The sequence below is a fragment of the Flavobacterium agrisoli genome, assembly GCF_016522065.1.
Classification (GTDB): domain Bacteria; phylum Bacteroidota; class Bacteroidia; order Flavobacteriales; family Flavobacteriaceae; genus Flavobacterium; species Flavobacterium agrisoli.
Genome location: NZ_JAEHFV010000002.1, coordinates 254,906 through 275,963, shown reverse-complemented (window position 1 = coordinate 275,963; position 21,058 = coordinate 254,906). Strand labels below are relative to the sequence as shown.

16 protein-coding genes are annotated in these 21,058 nt (G+C 34.9%); 7 read left to right on the top strand and 9 right to left on the bottom strand.

Annotated features, from left to right (window positions below; genetic code table 11):
- Positions 1-33 precede the first annotated feature (33 nt).
- The 3 genes from bioB to I5M07_RS06230 all read right to left on the bottom strand — a co-directional run bounded on the left by bioB (position 34) and on the right by I5M07_RS06230 (position 2,674).
- A complete protein-coding gene (gene bioB, locus I5M07_RS06240; RefSeq protein ID WP_200105359.1) occupies positions 34-1,119 on the bottom strand; it encodes a biotin synthase BioB in 1,086 nt (361 codons plus the stop codon).
- A gap of 83 nt (positions 1,120-1,202) precedes the next feature.
- Positions 1,203-1,640: a hypothetical protein gene (locus tag I5M07_RS06235; protein ID WP_200105358.1), complete on the bottom strand. Its 438-nt coding sequence runs from the start codon at positions 1,638-1,640 to the stop codon at positions 1,203-1,205.
- A gap of 98 nt (positions 1,641-1,738) precedes the next feature.
- Positions 1,739-2,674, bottom strand: coding sequence for a bifunctional riboflavin kinase/FAD synthetase (locus I5M07_RS06230; protein WP_200105357.1), 936 nt, complete (start codon positions 2,672-2,674; stop codon positions 1,739-1,741).
- A gap of 194 nt (positions 2,675-2,868) precedes the next feature.
- Between I5M07_RS06230 and I5M07_RS06225 the strand changes: the two genes are divergently transcribed.
- Positions 2,869-5,544 carry a reprolysin-like metallopeptidase gene (locus I5M07_RS06225; protein WP_200105356.1) on the top strand — a complete coding sequence of 892 codons (2,676 nt, stop codon included), beginning with the start codon at positions 2,869-2,871 and terminating at the stop codon, positions 5,542-5,544.
- On the opposite strand, the gene I5M07_RS06220 is transcribed toward I5M07_RS06225, so the two are convergent.
- Positions 5,537-6,223, bottom strand: coding sequence for a ComF family protein (locus tag I5M07_RS06220; RefSeq protein ID WP_200105355.1), 687 nt, complete (start codon positions 6,221-6,223; stop codon positions 5,537-5,539). The two genes, I5M07_RS06225 and I5M07_RS06220, sit on opposite strands and share 8 nt — an antisense overlap.
- A gap of 98 nt (positions 6,224-6,321) precedes the next feature.
- On the opposite strand from I5M07_RS06220, the gene I5M07_RS06215 reads away from it, so the two are divergent.
- Positions 6,322-7,863, top strand: a complete 1,542-nt coding sequence (locus I5M07_RS06215) for a glycine--tRNA ligase (RefSeq protein WP_200105354.1) — start codon at positions 6,322-6,324, stop codon at positions 7,861-7,863.
- A gap of 65 nt (positions 7,864-7,928) precedes the next feature.
- Here the strand turns inward: I5M07_RS06215 and I5M07_RS06210 are convergent, their stop codons facing one another.
- Positions 7,929-8,453 carry a DUF3575 domain-containing protein gene (locus I5M07_RS06210; protein WP_200105353.1) on the bottom strand — a complete coding sequence of 175 codons (525 nt, stop codon included), beginning with the start codon at positions 8,451-8,453 and terminating at the stop codon, positions 7,929-7,931.
- A gap of 146 nt (positions 8,454-8,599) precedes the next feature.
- Here I5M07_RS06210 and I5M07_RS06205 point away from each other — a divergent pair, with 146 nt between their 5' ends.
- From I5M07_RS06205 to I5M07_RS06190, 4 genes are all read left to right on the top strand, one after another.
- Entirely contained in the window at positions 8,600-9,412 is an 813-nt protein-coding gene (locus tag I5M07_RS06205) for a LytR/AlgR family response regulator transcription factor (protein ID WP_200105352.1), read from the top strand.
- A 175-nt stretch (positions 9,413-9,587) separates the two neighbouring features.
- A complete protein-coding gene (locus I5M07_RS06200; RefSeq protein ID WP_200105351.1) occupies positions 9,588-9,833 on the top strand; it encodes a hypothetical protein in 246 nt (81 codons plus the stop codon).
- Positions 9,834-9,925: 92 nt separating this feature from the next.
- Positions 9,926-11,956: a tetratricopeptide repeat-containing sensor histidine kinase gene (locus tag I5M07_RS06195; protein ID WP_200105350.1), complete on the top strand. Its 2,031-nt coding sequence runs from the start codon at positions 9,926-9,928 to the stop codon at positions 11,954-11,956.
- A gap of 14 nt (positions 11,957-11,970) precedes the next feature.
- On the top strand, positions 11,971-12,657 hold the full coding sequence (locus I5M07_RS06190) for a response regulator (protein WP_200105349.1): 687 nt from the start codon (positions 11,971-11,973) through the stop codon (positions 12,655-12,657).
- Positions 12,658-12,697: 40 nt separating this feature from the next.
- On the opposite strand, the gene thiL is transcribed toward I5M07_RS06190, so the two are convergent.
- The 4 genes from thiL to I5M07_RS06170 form a co-directional block, all read right to left on the bottom strand.
- A complete protein-coding gene (gene thiL / locus I5M07_RS06185) occupies positions 12,698-13,747 on the bottom strand; it encodes a thiamine-phosphate kinase (RefSeq protein ID WP_200105348.1) in 1,050 nt (349 codons plus the stop codon).
- Positions 13,748-13,866: 119 nt separating this feature from the next.
- Positions 13,867-14,484, bottom strand: coding sequence for an outer membrane beta-barrel protein (locus tag I5M07_RS06180; protein ID WP_200105347.1), 618 nt, complete (start codon positions 14,482-14,484; stop codon positions 13,867-13,869).
- A gap of 226 nt (positions 14,485-14,710) precedes the next feature.
- The gene (gene lepA / locus I5M07_RS06175; RefSeq protein ID WP_200105346.1) at positions 14,711-16,507 is read right to left on the bottom strand and encodes a translation elongation factor 4; all 1,797 of its coding nucleotides are present in this window, start codon (positions 16,505-16,507) and stop codon (positions 14,711-14,713) included.
- 177 nt (positions 16,508-16,684) lie between these two features.
- Positions 16,685-17,398, bottom strand: coding sequence for an NUDIX hydrolase (locus I5M07_RS06170; protein WP_200105345.1), 714 nt, complete (start codon positions 17,396-17,398; stop codon positions 16,685-16,687).
- A 517-nt stretch (positions 17,399-17,915) separates the two neighbouring features.
- Here I5M07_RS06170 and I5M07_RS06165 point away from each other — a divergent pair.
- Complete coding sequence (locus tag I5M07_RS06165; protein WP_200105344.1) at positions 17,916-21,047, top strand: SusC/RagA family TonB-linked outer membrane protein; 3,132 nt, start codon at positions 17,916-17,918, stop codon at positions 21,045-21,047.
- Positions 21,048-21,058: the final 11 nt, after the last annotated feature.

Here is a 21,058-nt window from a genome sequence, read left to right as displayed (position 1 = left end):
ATAATCCGATTGAAAACAACCGGATTAGTAAACTTATTTTGATTTTACAGAAGCTTCTAAATTTCGTTCAATAGTATGCCCTGGTCTTGACCATTTTGGTTTTTCGCCCAATGGAACAAATTGTGATTGCTCGGCTTCAACTGTTTTTGGTTGCGAAACTTTTGTAAATGGTTTTTGTGGAATTAAACCTAACATTTCAAACATTTTCATGTCTTCATTTACATCAGGATTTGGCGTGGTTAACAACTTGTCTCCTGCGAAAATAGAATTGGCGCCTGCAAAAAAGCACATGGCTTGACCTTCTCTACTCATTTGCGTTCTTCCAGCCGATAAGCGAACTTGTGTTTCGGGCATTACAATTCGAGTGGTAGCGACCATACGAATCATTTCCCAAATTTCAACTGGTTTCTCATCTTCCATTGGAGTTCCTTCTACCGCTACCAAAGCATTAATTGGCACCGATTCAGGTTGAGGATTCAAAGTAGATAATGCAACTAACATTCCGGCACGGTCTTCAATGCTTTCTCCCATTCCGATAATTCCGCCACTGCAAACGGTTACATTGGTTTTGCGAACGTTGTCAATTGTTTGCAAACGGTCTTCAAAACCACGCGTCGAAATCACTTCTTTATAGTATTCTTCTGAAGTATCTAAATTATGATTGTAAGCGTATAATCCGGCCTCGGCCAAGCGTTGTGCTTGGTTTTCGGTTAACATTCCAAGTGTGCAACAAACTTCCATATCGAGTTTGTTAATGGTGCGAACCATTTCTAAAACTTGGTCAAATTCAGGCCCATCTTTTACATTTCTCCAAGCAGCTCCCATACAAACTCGTGATGAACCGCTAGATTTTGCACGAAGTGCTTGTGCTTTCACTTGGCTCACGGTCATCAAATCATTTCCTTCTACACCAGTATGATAACGGGCAGCTTGTGGACAATAACCGCAATCTTCCGGGCATCCTCCAGTTTTAATAGATAACAAAGTTGAAACTTGAACCACATTCGGGTCGTGATTAACACGGTGGATGGTGGCAGCTTCGTAAAGCAAATCCATTAAGGGTTTGTTGTAAATGGCTATAATTTCTTCTTTTGTCCAATTATGTTTAGTGCTAGTCATGGATGCTTATTTTTGATGCCCCAAAAGTAGTTAATTACTTCTAATGTACCAATGGACTAAATCTTAAATGTCAGTTCAAATTTTTAATCAGCTACGTATTTGTTATTCGTATAGAGCATCAGCATCATGGTCACAATTACCGAAGAGGCAATTCCTTCAAATAATAAACAAATACAATAGGTAGGTACCGATGGGTTGCCTCCAAACAAAAATGTTTCCGAAAGCGAAGCCACATAAGCATCGCCTCCTTTGGCATAACTATATATAAGTAAGCCCAAAACACTTAACGAAACACCGACTACCGAGGTGGCCATGGCCGAGACAGCGTTTGAAATAAAACTTGTTTCGCCTTCTTTTAAATTCATCTGTATGGTTTTGTTTACGCCATAAAAAATGAATAAAACGTTCAATAAACGAAGGTAAAATAAATGTGAAAGACCTAAAACGGCCATTAGCAAAAAATACACGGCTATACCCAGAAATATTAAAATTCCGTTGTATAATTCTTTTGGTAATTTCATAATGCTTTTTTTAATGGTTATAGTTAAATAAAGAAATAATGATAACTATAAATTTACAAAAAAAATAATTATAAACTACTGAAAAATAACCGATTAAGTTATTTGTTTGAAATTATGAAATTTCGTGTTGCCTCTAAATCTTTTTGAAGTTGTGCTTTTAAATGGTCAACCGAATCAAATTTTTCTTCGGCTCGTAGGTAGTGTAAAATTTCAATTTTTAACTCTTTATGGTATAAATCTCCGTTGAAATCAAGAAAATGAACTTCTATTTTTTGAGTGTTTTCATTGTCTATGGTAGGGTTCGTACCTATGTTCATCATCCCATAAACCGTTTTTTCATTCAGAATAGATTTTACAATATAAGCTCCATTTTTAGGAATAAGTTTGTAATCTTCTTTAATTTCGATGTTGGCTGTCGGAAAACCAATCGTGCGTCCCAATTGTTTTCCTTTGGCAACTGTTCCGGTGATAAAATAGGAATAGCCCAAATAATCGTTGGCTAATTCCATATCGCCTTCAAACAAAGCGTTCCTAATTTTGGTAGAACTAACGGAAACATCTTGAATTTCTTGTGCCGAAATTTGCGCTACTTCAAACCCGTATTCGGCTCCAAAAACAATCAAATTGTCAATGTTAGCCGTACGATTGCGTCCAAAACGATGGTCGTAACCAATTATTATTTTATGAATTTGAAATTGATCGACTAAAATGGTTTTTACAAAGTCTTCGGCGGTAAGTCTTGAAAAAGTTTCATCAAACGGATGAATTATTAAATTTTCAATGCCCGACGCTTCCAAAAGAGCTGTTTTTTCATCGATTGTATTAAGCAATCTGATTTCGGATTTTTCTTGTAAAACCATTCGCGGATGCGGAAAGAAAGTCAAAACCAAACTTTCATATTTTCCGTTTTCGGTACTCTGAGTAAGCTTTTCTAAAATCTTTCGATGTCCAACATGTACACCATCAAAAGTGCCTAATGTTAGAATGGTTTTTTTGGCCGATTGAAAATCGTTGATAGAATGAAAGAGCTTCAAAGCATTAATTTTAAGATGTTGCAAATTTAAGATATCTGATCCAAATCAGGTCATTTCGGCTGCTTAATTTTTATCAAAATGCCGTATAATTTGGTTATAAAATTAGGGTTGGTCGATTTAATTAGAACGTTGGTTCATTTTAAAGTAGCACCTTTGCTTAAAATGATTTAATTTTGATATTAAAATTTATTCGGATGTATCAAAAATTACTTTTGTTTTTTGCCGTTTTCTGTGCGTGTCAAATTGCTGCTCAAGAAGATTTAATTTGGAAAAAAGTAAATCAAATTGCGCTTACCAATAAGTCGATTAATTCGCAAGTTTCAGACGAATTATGGTATGAATTCAATGCTAATGCATTAGAAACAAAATTAAAAGCACTAACCGAAACTAGCGCTACAGCAAAGAAAACAATTGTACTTTCTTTTCCGAACACCGAAGGCGAATTCGAGTCTTTTTTGGTAACTAAAACATCCAATTTCGATGAAGCCTTACAAGCTAAATATCCGCAAATTCAATCTTTTTACGGAATAGGAACGACCGATAAAAACAGTCAAATTTATTTTAGTGTTTCACCGATTGGTATTCAAACCATGACTTTAAAAAATTCGGGTAACGCTACTTTTATTGAAGCAATTGCCCAAGGCGAAAAAATATACCGCGTTTTTGGTAGTAACACACAAAACAATGGATTGGTTTGTACTACAGATCAAGGAAAAACGAACAACTTATCCAATCAAACAGCCAAGGTAAGTTCGAGTGCCAAACAGTTTAAAACCGTTCGTTTGGCTTTGTCTTGTACCGGAGAATATGCGGCTTATTTTGGCGGAACGAAAGCAGGAGCTTTGGCAGGAATGAATGCAACTTTAACCCGAGTTAACGGAATTTATAATAGGGATTTGGCAGTTCAACTGATCCTGATTGCTAATAATGATGCGTTATTGTATACCGATGCATCAAACGATCCCTACTCTAACGCCAATCAAGGAGTTAATGGGGCGTGGCATTTGGAATTACAACAAACTTTAACCCAAACTATTGGTAACGATAATTATGATATGGGGCATTTGTTTGGTGCTTCGGGAGGAGGAGGAGATGCCGGTTGTATAGGATGTATTTGTATAAATCCGACTTCAAGTTCGGATGGAAATGCAAAAGGAAGTGCCTTTACTTCGCCAGCCGATGACAAACCGGAAGGAGATACATTTGATATTGATTTCGTTGCACATGAAATGGGGCATCAATTGGGTGCCAATCACACCTATTCGTATGATATTGAAGGTTTGGGTGTTAGCGTTGAGCCAGGAAGTGGTTCGACAATTATGGGTTATGCCGGAATTACCGGCGATTATGATGTGCAAGACAATGCCGATGATTATTTTGCCTTCAAAAGTATCGAACAAATTCAAAACAATCTGGCAACCAAAACTTGTTTGGGCAATGTGAATATTACTTCTAATCTGCCTGCAGTAAACGCAGGTGAAGATTATGTGATTCCGAAAGGAACTGCTTTTGTGTTAAAAGGGATTTCAAACGGCTCCGAAAATCCAGCGGTAACGTATGTTTGGGAGCAAAATGATTCGGCGGTAACCACTTCAAAAGCGCAAAGTACGGCCATTTCGACTAAAGTAGATGGGCCTTTGTTTCGTTCGGTGCTTCCTTCTGCAACGCCAATTCGATACATGCCAAACGCAGCGAATGTGTTAGCAGGAAAATTAACTTCTACGTGGGAATCGGTTGCGACTGTAGCCAGAACGCTTCATTTTACCTTAACTGCTCGCGATAATGGTTCGCAAGGAAATGCACAAACCAATACCGATGAAATGGTGGTTACCGTAAATGCCAATATGGGTCCCTTTGAGGTTACCTCTCAAAATGGTGATAACGAAAATTGGATTAACGGAAGTCAACAAACCATAACATGGAATGTAAATAATACGAATACTTTAGCAGGTTCATCTAATGTCAATATTAAAATTTCTACCGATGGAGGGCAAAATTTCGATACGCTTTTGGTTTCAAATACCCCTAATGATGGCTCACAAACCATTACGGTACCAGCCGGTATTAAAGGTGTAGATTGCCGACTTTTAATCGAACCCACCCAAAATATTTTTTATGCTGTAAATAGCAAATCGTTTGCTATTGGCTATGATGTGACTACGCAAACGCAGACTTATGCTTTTGCAGCTCCTAAAGAAATTCCCGATGGCGTTGCAAATTATACCGTACTTACTTTTGATGTTCCAAAGTCAGATAAAGAAGAATTAATTGTAGATGTAGCAGTAAACATGAATTTAACACATACTTTTTTATCGGATGTAGATTCGTATATCGAAAATCCGCAAAAAAGTCGCCTTGCCTTGTTTGAAAGAAGTTGTGAAAACGTGAACAACACCTTAGATGTAAGCTATAATGATTCGGGAACTTCTTTAAATTGTAATTTAAAAACAAAGCAAACCGTTAAACCTTCGGCTACATTTGCAGCATTTAAAAATCAAGAGCCACAAGGAACTTGGTCATTTGGGATTCGCGATCAATTTGTAACAGATGTAGGTGTTCTAAACTCGGCTTCGTTAGTGTTGACTACCAAAGTTTTCACTTTGGCCAACCCCGAATTTTCTAAAGATAAATTTCTTATTTATTCCAATCCCAATAATGGAAGTTTTATGATCGAATTCTCAAGCGATTCCATTCATGAAATTCAAGTTTTGGTTTATAACGAGTCGGGTTCAAAAGTATACGAACAAAAATTTGAGCCCACCCTCAATTTTGTTCAAAACATTCAATTAGTTGGGGCTTCTTCGGGTATTTATTTTGTTACCGTTTTTGATGGAAATCGTAAGAAAACTAAAAAAATGATTGTCAATTAGTCGTGGCCATTGCCATACAAACTACGCTAATTTTGGCTCCGGGAATTTTAAGTAACGAGCGCGCACACGCTTCGAGTGTAGCACCTGTGGTTAAAACATCATCTACAAGGATAAAATGTTTGTTTTGGTTTTCAACGCGTAGGTAAACATCAAAAGCATCCTTTATGCCTTTTTGTCGATCCAAACGGTTTTTTTTCGATTGGGTTTTGGCATAGGTTTTTCGATATAAAATTTGGTCGTTGTATTCCAATTGCAAACTTTCAGCCAATGCTTTTCCAAAACGTGCAACTTGGTTGTAACCTCTTTCTTTTAATTTTTTTGGATGAAGCGGCACCGGAATCACCGTATCGAAAGGAATATCGGGTGTTACTTTTTTTAAATCTTCGGCATACCAAAAACCTAAAACTTGGCCAATTTCCTCTTGTTTTTTATATTTCAGTTGGTGAATGAGTTCTTGTACAATGCCTTTTTTATGGAAGGACAGAAAAGCAGAAGCATGTTGTATGTCGATTGTTCCATAAAACGTTTTAAATGCTTCATTTTCTTTTCGTAAATGATGTTGGGTTAAAGGCATTTCGTGTCGGCAATGCGTACAAATGACCACTTCGTTTTCGTTTAAAAATCCATGACAACCACAACAAATTGGAGGAAAAAAAAGGTTGAGTAACTGTTTTAACATAATTTGAAAGAATTTGACTATAAAAATAACACAAACAATCAATCAAACTTTATGTATTTACTTTTTTTTAAATACACTTTTTATATTTTTGCATCACTATGGCAAAACAAGAAGATATATTTAAGAATGTAGTTTCGCACGCAAAAGAGTACGGGTTTATTTTTCCGTCGAGCGAAGTATACGATGGTTTAAGTGCAGTTTACGATTATGCACAAAACGGAGTGGAATTGAAAAAGAACATCCGCGAGTATTGGTGGAAAGCAATGGTTCAGATGAATGAAAATATTGTGGGCTTAGACGCCGCAATTTTGATGCATCCTACCACTTGGAAAGCCTCGGGACACGTAGATGCTTTTAACGACCCTTTGATTGATAATAAAGATTCGAAAAGAAGATATAGAGCCGACGTTTTGATTGAAGATTATGCTGAAAAACTCAATCAAAAAGCGCAAAAAGAAATAGATAAAGCCAAAGCACGTTTTGGTGAAGCATTTAACGAACAAGAGTTTGTGACAACCAATGCACGTGTGATGGAATACAAGTCGAAGCAAAGAGCGATTTTAGAACGTATGGCGCGTTCGCTCGAAAATGAAGATTTGGCGGATGTTAAACTACTAATTGAAGAACTGGAAATTGCTTGTCCAGAGTCTGGTTCGAAAAATTGGACAGAGGTTCGTCAGTTTAACTTGATGTTTGGAACCAAATTAGGTGCTTCTGCCGATTCAGCAATGGATTTATACTTGCGTCCCGAAACCGCTCAAGGTATTTTTGTAAACTTTTTGAATGTGCAAAAATCAGGTCGTATGAAAGTACCTTTTGGAATTGCGCAAACCGGTAAAGCCTTTAGAAATGAAATTGTTGCCAGACAATTTATTTTCCGTATGCGTGAATTTGAACAAATGGAAATGCAATTTTTTGTGCGTCCAGGCGAAGAAATCAAATGGTACGAGCATTGGAAAGAAACACGTTTAAAATGGCATTTGTCTTTAGGTTTGGGTGAAAACAAATACCGTTTTCATGATCACGAAAAATTAGCGCATTACGCAAATGCTGCAGCAGATATTGAATTCGATTTTCCTTTTGGATTTAAAGAACTGGAAGGAATTCACTCTAGAACCGATTTTGATTTAAAGGCACACGAACAATATTCTGGTCGAAAATTACAATATTTTGACCCAGAACTAAACGAAAATTATGTGCCGTATGTAGTAGAAACTTCCGTTGGTTTAGATAGAATGTTCTTGGCCGTTTTTGCTACTTCGTTACAGGATGAGGTTTTAGAAGACGGTTCTTCTAGAACGGTTTTAAAACTTCCAGCCGTTTTAGCTCCTACCAAAGCAGCAATTTTACCTTTGGTAAAAAAAGATGGTTTGCCCGAAATTGCACATAAAATTATAGCCGACTTAAAATGGGATTTTAATGTGTCTTATGATGAAAAAGATGCTGTTGGCCGACGTTACAGACGTCAAGATGCGCTAGGAACTCCGTTTTGTATTACGGTTGATCATCAAACAATGGAAGACCAAACGGTTACCATTCGTCATAGAGACACCATGAAACAAGATCGCGTGAACATAACCGAATTAAAGAATATTATCGAAAGCGAAGTTGCTATGAAAAACTGGTTGATGAAAATGTAATTTTCGAAAAAATTAAAATAGAAAAGCCAAACTCTAAAATTGTAAGAGTTTGGCTTTTTACGTTATTAAAAACGATATCCCACAGATATCCCACCTCTGCCCACCAATTGATAATCGGTATCTTTACTATTAAATAAATTGCGACCTAAACCGCCATTAATTTCAAATAAAAACCCTTTTTTGGTAATCCATTTAGAGCCAATTCCAAATCCCAAAGCAAAATCGGTATTGGTAACATGTTCTATATTGGAATTCTCATTATAAAAATAATCTTGATAGGTGTTTAAGGAGCCAAAACCTTCAAAGAAAAATCCGGCAGCTACTTTTTTTCCAAAATAATAACGATAATATGGGGTTAAATTGAATTTTGTATATTGATCATAATCGGTTTCTAGTGGTATGTAAATGGATGCACCAAAAGCAGATTCTTCACTGAGAATTCGTTCATAACTAGCCTCAAATACACCGCCTAACAAAAAAGCTGCATTTAGTTTAAGCTCATTTTTTTTGGCAATTGTTACTTCGCTTGTTTGGCAAAAGACTGGGCTGACAAAAAGTAGGAATAAAGTAATAAAAGTAATTTTTTTCATAGTAGGTTTTTTGGGTAAAAATAGAAAAGAAATGAGATAAAAAAACAAATAGTTTAAAGTCTGATTATTTTTTTTGAATTAAATAGTTCGTTTTTTGTATTTCCTTGTAATTTTATGGATTTCATCTCTAAATTGGAAGAATTACGATGAACGGAATTACGTATGTTATAGTAGACGATTGTACAGAAACTGTTGCGCAAATAAAGGAAATAGGCGATGATTTTCAGGAATTGCTATTTGTTGCCGCAGCCGAAAATGCTCAAAAGGGATTGGACTTAATTTTGGAACACCGACCAAAACTAATTCTGTTAGGAATTGATTCTAAAAATAAAGAAAACGGACTGTCGTTAGCGTTTATCAACATTTTGTACAAATACCTAACGGTTATGCCCAAAATAATTGTAATGTCTCGCTCAAAAAGTCATGCATTTGAGGCCATACATTATCATGTTTCGGGTTATTTGTTAAAACCGATTCAGAAAAATAATTTTATAAAAGCCATACTTCCTATCACCAGAGACAATTGGCATGATGCGGTTGCCCAAAAATCGAACCGACTTTTGGTTGAAAGTGATACCGATTTTATATCAAGCACCAACTCGATTAATAAAGCGTTGGTTTTATGTGTCAAATCATACGGAGATTATCGTTATTTACGCGCCGAAGAAGTGCTGTATTTTCAGGCCGATAATAATTCAACTGATATTTATTTGCTTTCTGGCGAAATGATAACCGCTTTTAAAACGTTAAAACATTTTGAAAATTTATTACAAGATCCGTTTTATCGCATTCACAATAGCTTTTTAATTAACAGCAATTTTATATCCCGAATTCACACGGGCAGTAAGTTGTGTACTTTGCGAAATACCACACGGAAAATTCCTTTTTCAAAGTCATACCGCGTTAATATTGAAACGATTATTGCACGTTTTTCGGGCGAAAATTATATAGAATTTTAAAATTTAACATTTTACATAGTATTAATATACGCACGCTATTGTAAAAGGTTATTGTACCATAAAGCGGTTTTTTCGTATCAAAAAATAGTGATTTAGGTTTTAGTTTTACACCAATATTTACAAACAGTAGGTCAAAAATTAGTAAAAAAATATTAAAACATAAAACCCACAAATCATGAAAAAATCATTCTTAACAATCGGTCTTTTAGCTTCAGTAATGGTATTAACTTCTTCAATTGCTCCAGAAGTAACTTCTAAAAATTTAGCAGTAAATACAACTTCTTCAATCGATATTAATGGTAATCAATCTGTGGGACAAGATCGCAAGGTAGATATTAATGGTAATCAATCTGTAGGTCAGGATCGTAAAGTTGATATTAACGGTAATCAATCTGTCGGACAAGATCGTAAAGTAGATTAATTAAATTTATAAAATATAATACTTTGGCTATCAATTTTTTGATAGCCTTTTTTTATGTCTTAACTTTGTTTAAGAATCTAATTGAATTTTGATTGAAACATCCCAATTTTTATCTATTCTTAATTTTCATTTTGCTTGCTGCTTGTACTAAAAAAAAGTCTTTAGAAGATGATTTTAGTATTTCGGATGATAGTCTTAGTATTTATTTAGAATTAGCAAATAAATATAATTTGTCCCTAAGCGAGAAAGAAATTTATAATCAAAAAGCATTAGAGGTAATTCTTGATCAACCTAATGATTCGCTACATCGTGTTAATTTGTTTAAAGTTGCCAATCGCTATTATAATATGGGCAGTTGGAACAAATATAAGAAAACGGTGCATTTAGTATTGGATGAGGCTATTGTGAAAAAGGATTCAGCCGCAATTTCTAAGGCTTATGATTATTTGGGAGATTATTATCGAAAACAATCTATAGCTGATAGTGCTTTTATCTATTATTTTAAATCAGAAAAAATATATTCGTTAAGAAACGATATTAAAAGATTATCACAAGTTAAATTGAATAAGGCTTCATTACAATTTAGTGAAGGGGATTATTACGGGGCAGAAAAGAATGTTTTTAGTGCTCTAAGAACCAATAAGAATAAGGATAGTGGTATTTTGTACGAAGCTTATAATTTATTAGGTGTGCTTTATAATGAAATGGGTGAGTATGACAAATCGTTAGAATTTCATCAAAAAGCCATTAAAGCTATTGATCCCAAAGTAATTCCAATTGAATTTCAATCAAAGGCAACTTCTTTAAATAATATTGGTGCGGTTTATTTAAATAAAAAAGATTATGAAAATGCCGAAGCTGCTTTTAACAACGGACTTTCGCAAATAAATTTAAAAAGCCAAAAACCAAGCTTGTATGCTATGTTGTTGGATAATTATGCTTTTGCCCAATTTAAACTTCAAAAAAATCAAAATCTGCCTGAGTTATATTATGACGCGTTAAAAATCAGAGATAGTTTAAATTTAACGGCAGGGATTATTGTGAGTAAATTGCATTTATCCGAATATTACGTGGCTCAAAACGAAAATACTAAAGGGATTGTGTTGTTAAAAGAAGCCTTGAAAACAGCACGTTCTTCTAAAAATGAACGAAATGTTTTGGTGGCTTTAAAACAGCTTTCGGTTTTAGAACCTAAAAAAGCAGTTTCTTATTCTAAAGAATACATTCGGATAAACGACAGTTTGCAAAAAGCCGAACGCGTAATTGGTGATAAATTTACCCGAATTGAATACGAAACCGATCAGGTTATTAATGAAAATGAGGCGCTGAATTTACAAAACAGAACCTTGTTTTACATTTTTACCGTTTTGTGTTTAATAGGATTGTTTTTTTATGTGTATAAAACCCAACAAATCCGAAATAGAGAATTGGTTTTCAAACAGCAGCAACAATTAGCAAATGAATCGATTTACAACTTAATGATTCAGCAACAAAACCAAATTGAAGCTATTCGTATAAAAGAAAAAAAGCGAGTAGCACAAGAACTTCACGACGGAGTTTTGAGTCGAATGTTTGGTTTGCGTATGAGTTTGGATAGCTTGAATAGCATGAATGATGAACAAGCGGCCAAACAACGAGATATTTATTTGCAAGAACTTAAGGTCATTGAACAAGATATTCGTGAAATTTCGCATGATTTGAACAAAGAGAAGTCGGAATTAATTAATAACTTCGTAGCCATACTGGATAAATTATTTGAAGATCAAAAACGGAATTTTCAAAGCCACCTGGTTGTTAAAATTGATCGCAAAATTAAGTGGGAATTGGTAGATAATGCCAAAAAAATTAATGTGTACCGAATTATTCAGGAAGCATTGCAAAACTGTAATAAGTACGCCAAAGCCACCGAAATTAAAGTTGTAATCAAAGCTTTTGAAGATCATTTGTATGTTATAATTTCGGATAATGGCGTGGGTTTCAAAGTAAATCAAGCTAAAAAAGGAATTGGACTGCAAAACATTGCCTATCGAACTAAAGAGTGTTTAGGAACCCTATCAATAGATTCAGATGTTAATGGAACTGTTTTAGAAATTGTTTTTCCGCTGTATACTCAAAATGAATAAAAATACCACCAAAAATGTCTCAAAAAACAGTTTTAGAAACCCAAAATAAAAGGATTCTTATAGTGGATGACCACCCTTTTATTATCGAAGGATATAAAAATGCTATAACGCGCTACAAGCCTGAGGAATTTGAGTTCGAAATTGTACAGGCTAAAGATTGTGAGTCGGCCTATAAGATTATCACTAACTCTCGTGCGCCGTTTGATATTGCTTTTTTAGATATTAGCATGCCGGCTTTTGAAGAAATGAATTTATACTCGGGTGCCGATGTAGCAAAATTGATATTGCAAAAAATGCCCAATTGTAAAGTAGTTTTGCTGACAATGTTTACCGAATTATTGAAAATTAAAACTTTTATCAGGGAAATAAATCCGTTAGGCTTAATCATTAAAAACGATTTGACTTTTGATGAATTGCTTTTGGCTTTTAATAAAGTAATTAACAATGAATTGTACTATAGTGAGTCGGTTTTGAAAATTTTAGAACGCTCTCAAAATATTACTATCGAGTTGGATCAGTTTGATAGGGAGATTTTATTTCATTTATCTAAAGGAACGCCTTTGGGTGATTTTGCGGAATATATTCCGATTTCAACCGCCGCTATTAACAGACGTCTACAGGATTTAAAACAAATTTTTGATATAAAATCAGGTCTCGATGCCGATTTAGTGCAAGCAGCCAAATCAAAAGGATTTATATAAACAAAAGCGACATGTAAATAATGCCGCTTTAGTTCTTTTTCTATTCTTCCTGCAAAGCATTCCAGCCTCGCGCTTTTAAAGCAATTTTGGTATCCGCTCTGGTAATAAGATGAATTCCTTCTGACTCTTCGCACATGTGTCCAATGACCGAAAAATGTGGGTTTCCTTTTATTTTATCAAAATCGTTAATATCGATAGTAAATAAAAGTTCGTAATCTTCTCCACCATTAATAGCAACCGTGGTACTATCAATATTAAATTCTTCGCAAGTAGAAATAAATTGGGGGTCTAACGGAAGTTTGTCTTCGTATAAATTACACCCTACTTTTGATTGTTTGCAGATATGAATGATTTCTGACGACAATCCATCCGAAATATCTATCATCGATGTGGGTTTTATTTCTAAAGCGTGTAATAAGGTGCGAACATCTTTTCGGGCTTCGGGTTTTAATTGTCTTTCGATTAAATAAGTATAAAGGTCTAAATCGGGTTGCGAATTCGGGTTTACCTGAAAAACTTGTTTTTCTCTTTCTAAGACCTGCAAACCCATATATGCCGCACCTAAATCGCCGGTAACTACTAATAAGTCGGTTTTTTTAGCACCGTCTCGGTATGTAATTTCTTCAGCATCTGCTTCACCTATTGCGGTGATACTTATAATTAGTCCTTTTTGCGATGAGGTCGTATCGCCGCCAACCACATCAACATTATATTCTTTTGCAGCCAAGGCAATTCCAACATACAATTCCTCTAACGCTTCCAATGGGAAACGATTAGAAACAGCTATAGACACCGTAATTTGAGTAGGTTTGGCATTCATGGCACAAATATCCGAGACATTAACGACAACGGCTTTGTATCCTAAATGTTTCAAGGGCATATACGCCAAATCAAAATGGACGCCTTCAATTAATAAATCGGTCGAAACAACGGTTTTTTTGTCTTTAAAATCCAAAACAGCCGCGTCATCACCAATGCTTTTGAATGTCGAAGGTTGTTTGATGTCGAAATCTTTAGTCAAATGGGTTATTAAACCGAATTCGCCCAATTGTGCTATGCTGGTTCGTTGTGGATTTTTGTCTTCTATCATAATCGTTTTATTTTCGATGCAAAGGTACAAAGAAATGTAACTTTAACTTTTTGGTTTGCCGAAATAAAAAAAGACAGCCGGTTAAGGACTGTCTCAGTATAATTAAAAAACTGTAATTATTAGAATTTGTATAAAAGACCGAATTGAGGTTGGTCAAAAATATTTTCAAATAAGTTGATGTTCATTTCAAAAGTGTTAGCCGATGGCCCGTTTTCTGGAGAAACATTGTTATAAGAAAGTACGTTTGCTAACACAAAAGTTGCTGCTAAATTTTTGGTAATAAAGTAGTTTAATCCTACGTTAATATCAGCTGTAATGCTGTTGTTGTTGTCTTTAATTCCAGCAACTTCGTATTGATTTCTTCCGTAACCTAAACCTGCTTCAGCATAAGCTTTGAAACGTTTTTGGTCTAATTCTAAGAAATAATATCTAGCAAAAGCGCCAATTCCGAATACATTGGTTTTTGAATCATCTGATTCGTCTTTCAAACTTGAAAAACTTATTTGTCCTCCAACTGCTAATTTGTCACTTAATAAGTATCCAAATTTAGGATTGATAGCGTAAAAATCGGTTTCACCACCAGTACTAATTTTGATAGAACCTTCAAGAAACATATCGCCTTGTTGAAAAGTTACTCCTTTTGCACTGTGCATTTCAGAATCGATTTCTGCTTGTTGCGCATTGGCAAAACAAAAAGTAAATAAAGATAAAACTGTTGTAATAATACTCTTTTTCATAAAATTTGTGTTTAAAATTATTTGGTTGTTTTTGTGTTCGAACGTTGATTTTTCTTAATAAAAACACACTGCAAACTTATATAAAAAAAACCTTACATTCAACATAAATTTACTTAATTTTAAGTTATTTCTTGTTTATTTTTTTGTAATAAAAAACCCTGACGAATTTTAATTCATCAGGGTTGGTCTTATATTAGGACTCTTTTTTCTGTTTTTAGATAAAAAATTAGTCGTTCAATTTCAAAACGGCCATAAAGGCTTCTTGTGGAATTTCGACATTTCCTACTTGTCTCATTCGTTTTTTACCTTTTTTCTGTTTTTCCAATAATTTACGTTTACGCGAAATATCACCACCGTAACATTTGGCGGTAACGTCTTTTCGTAGCGCTTTAATAGTTTCTCGGGCAATAATTTTTGCTCCAATTGCTGCCTGAATAGGAATGTCAAATTGCTGTCTCGGAATTAATTCGCGAAGTTTTTCGGTCATTTTTTTACCGATAGTATACGCATTGTCTTCGTGAATTAAAGCGGATAAAGCATCCACATTTTGAGCGTTTAACAATACATCTAATTTAACCAATTTAGAAGTTCGCATTCCGATTGGCGAATAATCAAAAGAAGCATAACCTTTAGAAACGGTTTTAAGTCGGTCGTAAAAATCGAATACAATTTCGGCCAATGGCATGTCAAAATTCAATTCCACTCGTTCGGTGGTTAAATAAGTTTGGTTGGTGATTAAACCACGTTTTTCGATACACAAACTCATTACGTTCCCCACAAAATCAGATTTGGTGATGATGGTTGCTTTGATATAAGGTTCTTCAACACGATCCAGTTTTGAAGGTTCCGGTAAGTCGGACGGATTGTTAACAATGATGGCTTTTTCGGGTTCTTTTTTGGTGTAGGCCAAATACGAAACGTTGGGAACCGTTGTGATTACCGTCATATCAAATTCGCGTTCCAAGCGTTCCTGAATGATTTCCATGTGAAGCATTCCTAAAAATCCGCAACGGAAACCAAAACCTAAAGCAGCCGAACTTTCAGCCGTAAAAACCAATGAAGCATCGTTTAATTGTAGTTTTTCCATCGAAGCGCGTAGGTCTTCAAAGTCTTCGGTGTCAACGGGATAAATTCCGGCAAATACCATTGGTTTTACATCTTCAAACCCTGTAATCATATTGGTAGTAGGCACTTTTGCATCGGTAATGGTATCTCCTACTTTTACTTCTTTAGCTTCTTTAATACCCGAAATCAAATAACCTACATCTCCTGTAGAAATGACATTTTTAGGTACTTGATTTAATTTAAGTGTTCCTACTTCATCGGCAAAATATTCGTTGCCGGTTGCCATAAATTTTATTTTTTGACCTTTTTTAATTTCGCCATTTACGACTCTAAAAATAACTTCAATTCCGCGAAACGGATTGTAATGCGAATCGAAAATCAAAGCTTGTAGAGGTTCTTCTGGATTTCCTTTTGGAGGGGGGATTTTTTCGATAATTGCAGCCAAAATATTTTCGACACCGAAACCTGTTTTTCCCGATGCGTGAATAATATCTTCTAGTTTACAACCCAATAAATCAATAATATCATCGCTAACTTCTTCAGGATTAGCACTTGGTAAATCTACTTTATTCAAAACCGGAATAATTTCCAAGTCATTTTCTAGAGCCAAATATAAATTAGAAATGGTTTGCGCTTGGATGCTTTGTGCGGCATCTACAATTAAAAGTGCGCCTTCGCAAGCCGCAATAGATCTCGAAACTTCGTATGAAAAATCAACGTGTCCGGGAGTATCAATTAAATTTAAGATATAATCTTCACCTTGGTATTTATATTCCATTTGGATGGCGTGGCTTTTTATAGTAATTCCACGTTCACGTTCCAAATCCATATTGTCAAGTAACTGCGCTTTTTCTTCGCGGGCAGTTACGGTTTGTGTAGCGCCTAATAATCGATCAGCCAAAGTACTTTTACCATGGTCAATGTGTGCAATAATGCAAAAATTACGAATCTTTTTCATATTCAATTTAAGGTCAAATCTCTAAACGAGTATACTTTGTTTAAGTAAAGCGAATAGCACAGCAACAGTGATTTAAACGCTTTTCAATTGGCAAAGATAACGCAAGTTTTTGGATTATTTAAGTGCGATGCCGTATTGTTGAAACCGAGAAGAACAGAAATGCTAAATCAAGACTTTTTAAAATTCGAAATTGAATCCTTTTTCGGTTAGTTTTTTGTAAATCTTGGCATCAAATTTATAAAGTTGCGCGGCTCTATGCGAAACATCTTGTTGTTTTTCGTTTAAGGCAACCAGCAATTTCATGTTTAAAATTTTACGTCTAAAATTGGGTTTGTTCATTTCGATACCTAAAATTTCCTCGTATAAGTGCATGAGTTGCAGTAAGGTAAATTTTTCGGGCAAAAGATTGAAACCAATAGGCGCTTGCCGCACACGTTGTTGTAAGTGTTTGAGACTGTAATTAATGATTTCGTTGTGGTCAAAAATCAATTGCGGAATGTCTTTTATTTTGAACCATTTGGCGTCGGTTAAAACCAAGCTGGCACGTAAGTCATCCTCTTCATGTTTGATAAGGGCGTAGTAACCAATGGTTAAAACTCTGCGGTTTGGAACACGCTTCGGGTCGCCAAAAACTTTCAATTGTTCTAAAAAAACATTTTCCAAGCCGGTAAGTTCTTCCAAGAGTCGGCTTGCCGCATTATCAATGCTTTCGTCTTTGTTTATCCAGCCACCAGGAAGTCCCCATTCTCCTTTGCTGTCGCCTTGAGCATGTTGTACCAATAGCACTTCGAGGGTGCCTTTGTTAAAACCAAAGATGACGCAATCAATAGAAATGGCATCAATGGCCGAATTATCGGATTGGGCAATTCGTTGGGCATCAATTTTTTCCAATGTAAAATGTTTTTTTGGCAAAATAAATAGAATTATGCGTATTAGACTTCAACTCAAGGTTTTATTTGTTTAAAAAAGTTAGAAAATGTTAAAATTGATGTAAAATCTTATAAAATCATTTTGTTCTTTGAGAAAAAATAACTTTTTCGGTCTTAATCTTTTTAAATATTAAAGTATTGCCAAAAAAATGATTTTAAAAAAATGTAATGTTTAAAATAATTTCTAATTTTTTGCTAAATTAAAAAATAAAATGTAAACTTGTAGTCATAATTACTATATCCTTAAAGTTTTTTTGACTTTAAGTTGTTCGAATTAATTTTTTCTTAAAATAAAACATATAAATTACTGTAATTCAGTTTTTTAAATTTATAGCTAAAACGGAATTCATAAATAATATACGAGTGTTTGTTCGAAATGAATGTAACAGTTCAATCAGTAAAACAAACAGAACTTTTATCCTTTTAATAACCAGAAAAGTTTTAGCATTAACAATAATTAACCAAATAATTAAAATTTTATGAAAAGTAAAACGTGTTTAACAACTGCGAAATGGCAATTTATTGTGGTTGTTTTGTTAAGTACGATGTGGCTGCAATTCGGGTTTGCTCAGGAGAAGAGGCAGGAACTCAGCGGTACAGTTACTTCGGCAACAGATGGTATGGCTGTTCCGGGCGCTTCTATTTTAGTGGAAGGTTCGAATGCGAGTACCGTTACCGATTTTGATGGAAAATTTACCATACAAGCCAAACAAGGCGATGTGGTAAAAGTGAGTTTTATGGGCTTTAAAACACAGGCTATAACAGTCGGAACTCAAAAAAACATTTCGGTTTCATTACAAGAAGAGGCGGCTCAATTGCAGGAAATTGTCGTGATTGGGTATGGGACACAAAAGAAAAATACAGTTACCAATGCTGTGGTTCAAGTTAGTGGTGAAAATTTGACTAAAACCAATACTGTCAACGCGCTTCAAGGTTTACAAGGACAAGCAGCGGGTATACAAATTACATCTACCTCTGGGCAACCAGGTGAAAATTTAAATGTAGTTATTAGAGGAGTTGGTTCAACTGCAGGAAGTACGCCGCTTTATGTGGTTGATGGAATTCTTACGGGAGATATTTCTTATTTGAATAACTCGGATATTGAATCTATTTCAGTTTTAAAAGATGCGGCTTCAGCAGCCATTTATGGTTCTCAGGCTTCTAATGGAGTTGTTTTGGTGACTACTAAAAAAGGTAAACGAGGATCACCGGGACAAATAACTTTTGATCAGTATTACGGTATACAATCTGTAGCTCGAAAAGTGGATTTATTGGATGCTAAAGAATACGGTATTATTTTAAATGAAGCGGCTTTAAACTCAGGTAAGAATCCTTATTTTACAAACAATGAAATTGCTGCAATGGGTTCGGGTACAAACTGGATGGATCAAATGTTAGAAGATAATGCGGCTACCAAAAATTTCTCATTTGGCGCATCTGGAGCTTCGGAAGCTTCGGTTTATTCAACTTCATTATCTTATTTAGGTCAAGAAGGAATTGTAGGAGGGAAAGATTTATCGAATTATGAGCGTTATAATTTCAGAATTAATTCTGAGCACAAACTTTATAAAGATGTATTGACTATTGGTGAAAATTTAAGTTTTGCGTATATCGATAGAAACGGTATTGGGGTTGGTAACCAATACAACAACTCATTGAGAAGTGCTTTTCAGGTAACACCATTATTACCTATGTATGATGCTGATGGAAACTATTATGACAGTTCTAATGATACGGTTCCTTGGTTATCGGGAATGTCAAATCCTTATGCTTTAATGGTTTACAATAACCAAAATGAAAGTAATAATCAAAAATTATTAGGGAATGTTTATTTGCAAATTCAGCCATTGACCAATCTAACTTTTAGAACCACTTTAGGTTTAGATTACAATGTAAGCGAAGGACATTCGTATTCTCCTGTTTACCGTTTGTCTATTTATGCGAACAATGCTTTTGACAGAGTTAATCAGAATATGTTTAAAAGTAAAAGCATCAACTGGGATAATTTGCTGACTTATAAATTTAATGTAGGTGAAAATCATCGTTTTGAAACCATGGTTGGTTCTACATTCATTAAATATGATTCAACGTCAATTGAAGCTGCAAATGCTGATTCTGTTTTTAACGATTTAGAGCATGCTTGGCTTGATAATACTACCAATAAAGATGGTGCAAGAATGTCTGTTAGTGGAGATAGGTTTGAAAACAGATTGATGTCTTATTTTGGAAGGTTAAATTACAATTACAAAGAAAAGTATTTATTAAATGCCACTTTTAGAGCAGACGGATCTTCAAAATTTGCCGAAGGAAATCAATGGGGATATTTTCCTTCAGTTTCTGCGGGTTGGGTACTATCTAACGAAGATTTTTTAAAAGATTCAAAAGGAATCAGCTTTCTTAAATTAAGAGGAAGTTGGGGGCAAGTAGGAAATCAAAGTATTCGTTCATTTCAATTTTTATCTTTAATAAAGTCAAATACTACCAATTATAGTTTTGGAAATGAAGAAGGAGTCCTTACTCCAGGAGCTTACCCGCAAAATATTGCCAATCCTGATTTGAAATGGGAAACTTCAGAGCAAATAGACCTTGGGTTAGATGCCAGATTTTTTAACAATGCACTTAGTGTGAATTTTGATTGGTATAAAAAAACCAATAAAGATTGGTTGATTTTAGCTCCAATTTTAGCCACAGCAGGAGCAGATGCGCCATTTATTAATGGGGGAGATGTGGTGAACCAAGGGGTTGAGTTAGCTTTGAGTTACCAAAATAAAGTTGGTGATTTTAACTATACTATTAGCGCTAATGGTGCTTACAATAAAAATACAGTAGGTGAAATTCCGAATGCTGATGGCATTATTCATGGGTTGAGTAATGAGCTTTATGATAATGCAGGAGAGTTTTACAGAGCACAAAATGGGTATCCGTTAGGGTATTTTTGGGGATATAAAACCGGAGGCGTTTTTCAAAATCAAGAACAAATTAACAATTATACGTCTCCTTCTGGAGTGGTTTTACAACCAAATGCGGCTCCCGGTGATTTGATTTATGTGAATACCAACGGCGATGATAAAATTGATGCTCAGGATAAAACAAAAATCGGAGATCCAAATCCAGACTTTACTTACGGATTTTCGTTCACAGCTAGTTATAAAGCTTTTGATTTTTTCATCAATACAAATGGTGTTGCAGGAAATCAAATCGTACAATCGTATAGAAATCAGTCGGGAGCATATGGCAATTATACTTCGGCCATATTAAGTCGTTGGCACGGAGAAGGTTCATCTAACACAATGCCAAGAGTTACCGAAGACAATAGAAACTTCACACAATTTTCAGATTTATATATTCAAGACGGAGACTTTTTAAGAATTAATACGGTAACCCTAGGGTATGATTTTGCCAAAATGAAGCAGTCAAAACCATTCTTTGCTAGTCAGTTTCGACTTTATTTCTCGATTTTGAATTTGTATACGTTTACAAAATATGACGGGATGGATCCAGAAATTGGATTTGGTTCTTCTAACAATGATCAAAGATTTTCATCAGGAGTTGATGTAGGTTATTACCCAAGACCAAGAACTTTTATGTTGGGTCTAAACGTTAAACTTTAATACATAAAAAA

Excerpts from the sequence above, each read along its gene's own strand:
- I5M07_RS06215 (WP_200105354.1), top strand. The coding sequence starts at position 6,322 with ATGGCAAAACAAGAAGATATATTTAAGAATGTAGTTTCGCACGCAAAA.
- I5M07_RS06165 (WP_200105344.1), top strand. The coding sequence starts at position 17,916 with ATGAAAAGTAAAACGTGTTTAACAACTGCGAAATGGCAATTTATTGTG.
- I5M07_RS06200 (WP_200105351.1), top strand. The coding sequence starts at position 9,588 with ATGAAAAAATCATTCTTAACAATCGGTCTTTTAGCTTCAGTAATGGTA.
- I5M07_RS06220 (WP_200105355.1), bottom strand. The coding sequence starts at position 6,223 with ATGTTAAAACAGTTACTCAACCTTTTTTTTCCTCCAATTTGTTGTGGT.
- I5M07_RS06205 (WP_200105352.1), top strand. The coding sequence starts at position 8,600 with ATGAACGGAATTACGTATGTTATAGTAGACGATTGTACAGAAACTGTT.
- lepA (WP_200105346.1), bottom strand. The coding sequence starts at position 16,507 with ATGAAAAAGATTCGTAATTTTTGCATTATTGCACACATTGACCATGGT.
- bioB (WP_200105359.1), bottom strand. The coding sequence starts at position 1,119 with ATGACTAGCACTAAACATAATTGGACAAAAGAAGAAATTATAGCCATT.
- I5M07_RS06190 (WP_200105349.1), top strand. The coding sequence starts at position 11,971 with ATGTCTCAAAAAACAGTTTTAGAAACCCAAAATAAAAGGATTCTTATA.
- I5M07_RS06180 (WP_200105347.1), bottom strand. The coding sequence starts at position 14,484 with ATGAAAAAGAGTATTATTACAACAGTTTTATCTTTATTTACTTTTTGT.
- I5M07_RS06210 (WP_200105353.1), bottom strand. The coding sequence starts at position 8,453 with ATGAAAAAAATTACTTTTATTACTTTATTCCTACTTTTTGTCAGCCCA.
- thiL (WP_200105348.1), bottom strand. The coding sequence starts at position 13,747 with ATGATAGAAGACAAAAATCCACAACGAACCAGCATAGCACAATTGGGC.
- I5M07_RS06225 (WP_200105356.1), top strand. The coding sequence starts at position 2,869 with ATGTATCAAAAATTACTTTTGTTTTTTGCCGTTTTCTGTGCGTGTCAA.
- I5M07_RS06235 (WP_200105358.1), bottom strand. The coding sequence starts at position 1,640 with ATGAAATTACCAAAAGAATTATACAACGGAATTTTAATATTTCTGGGT.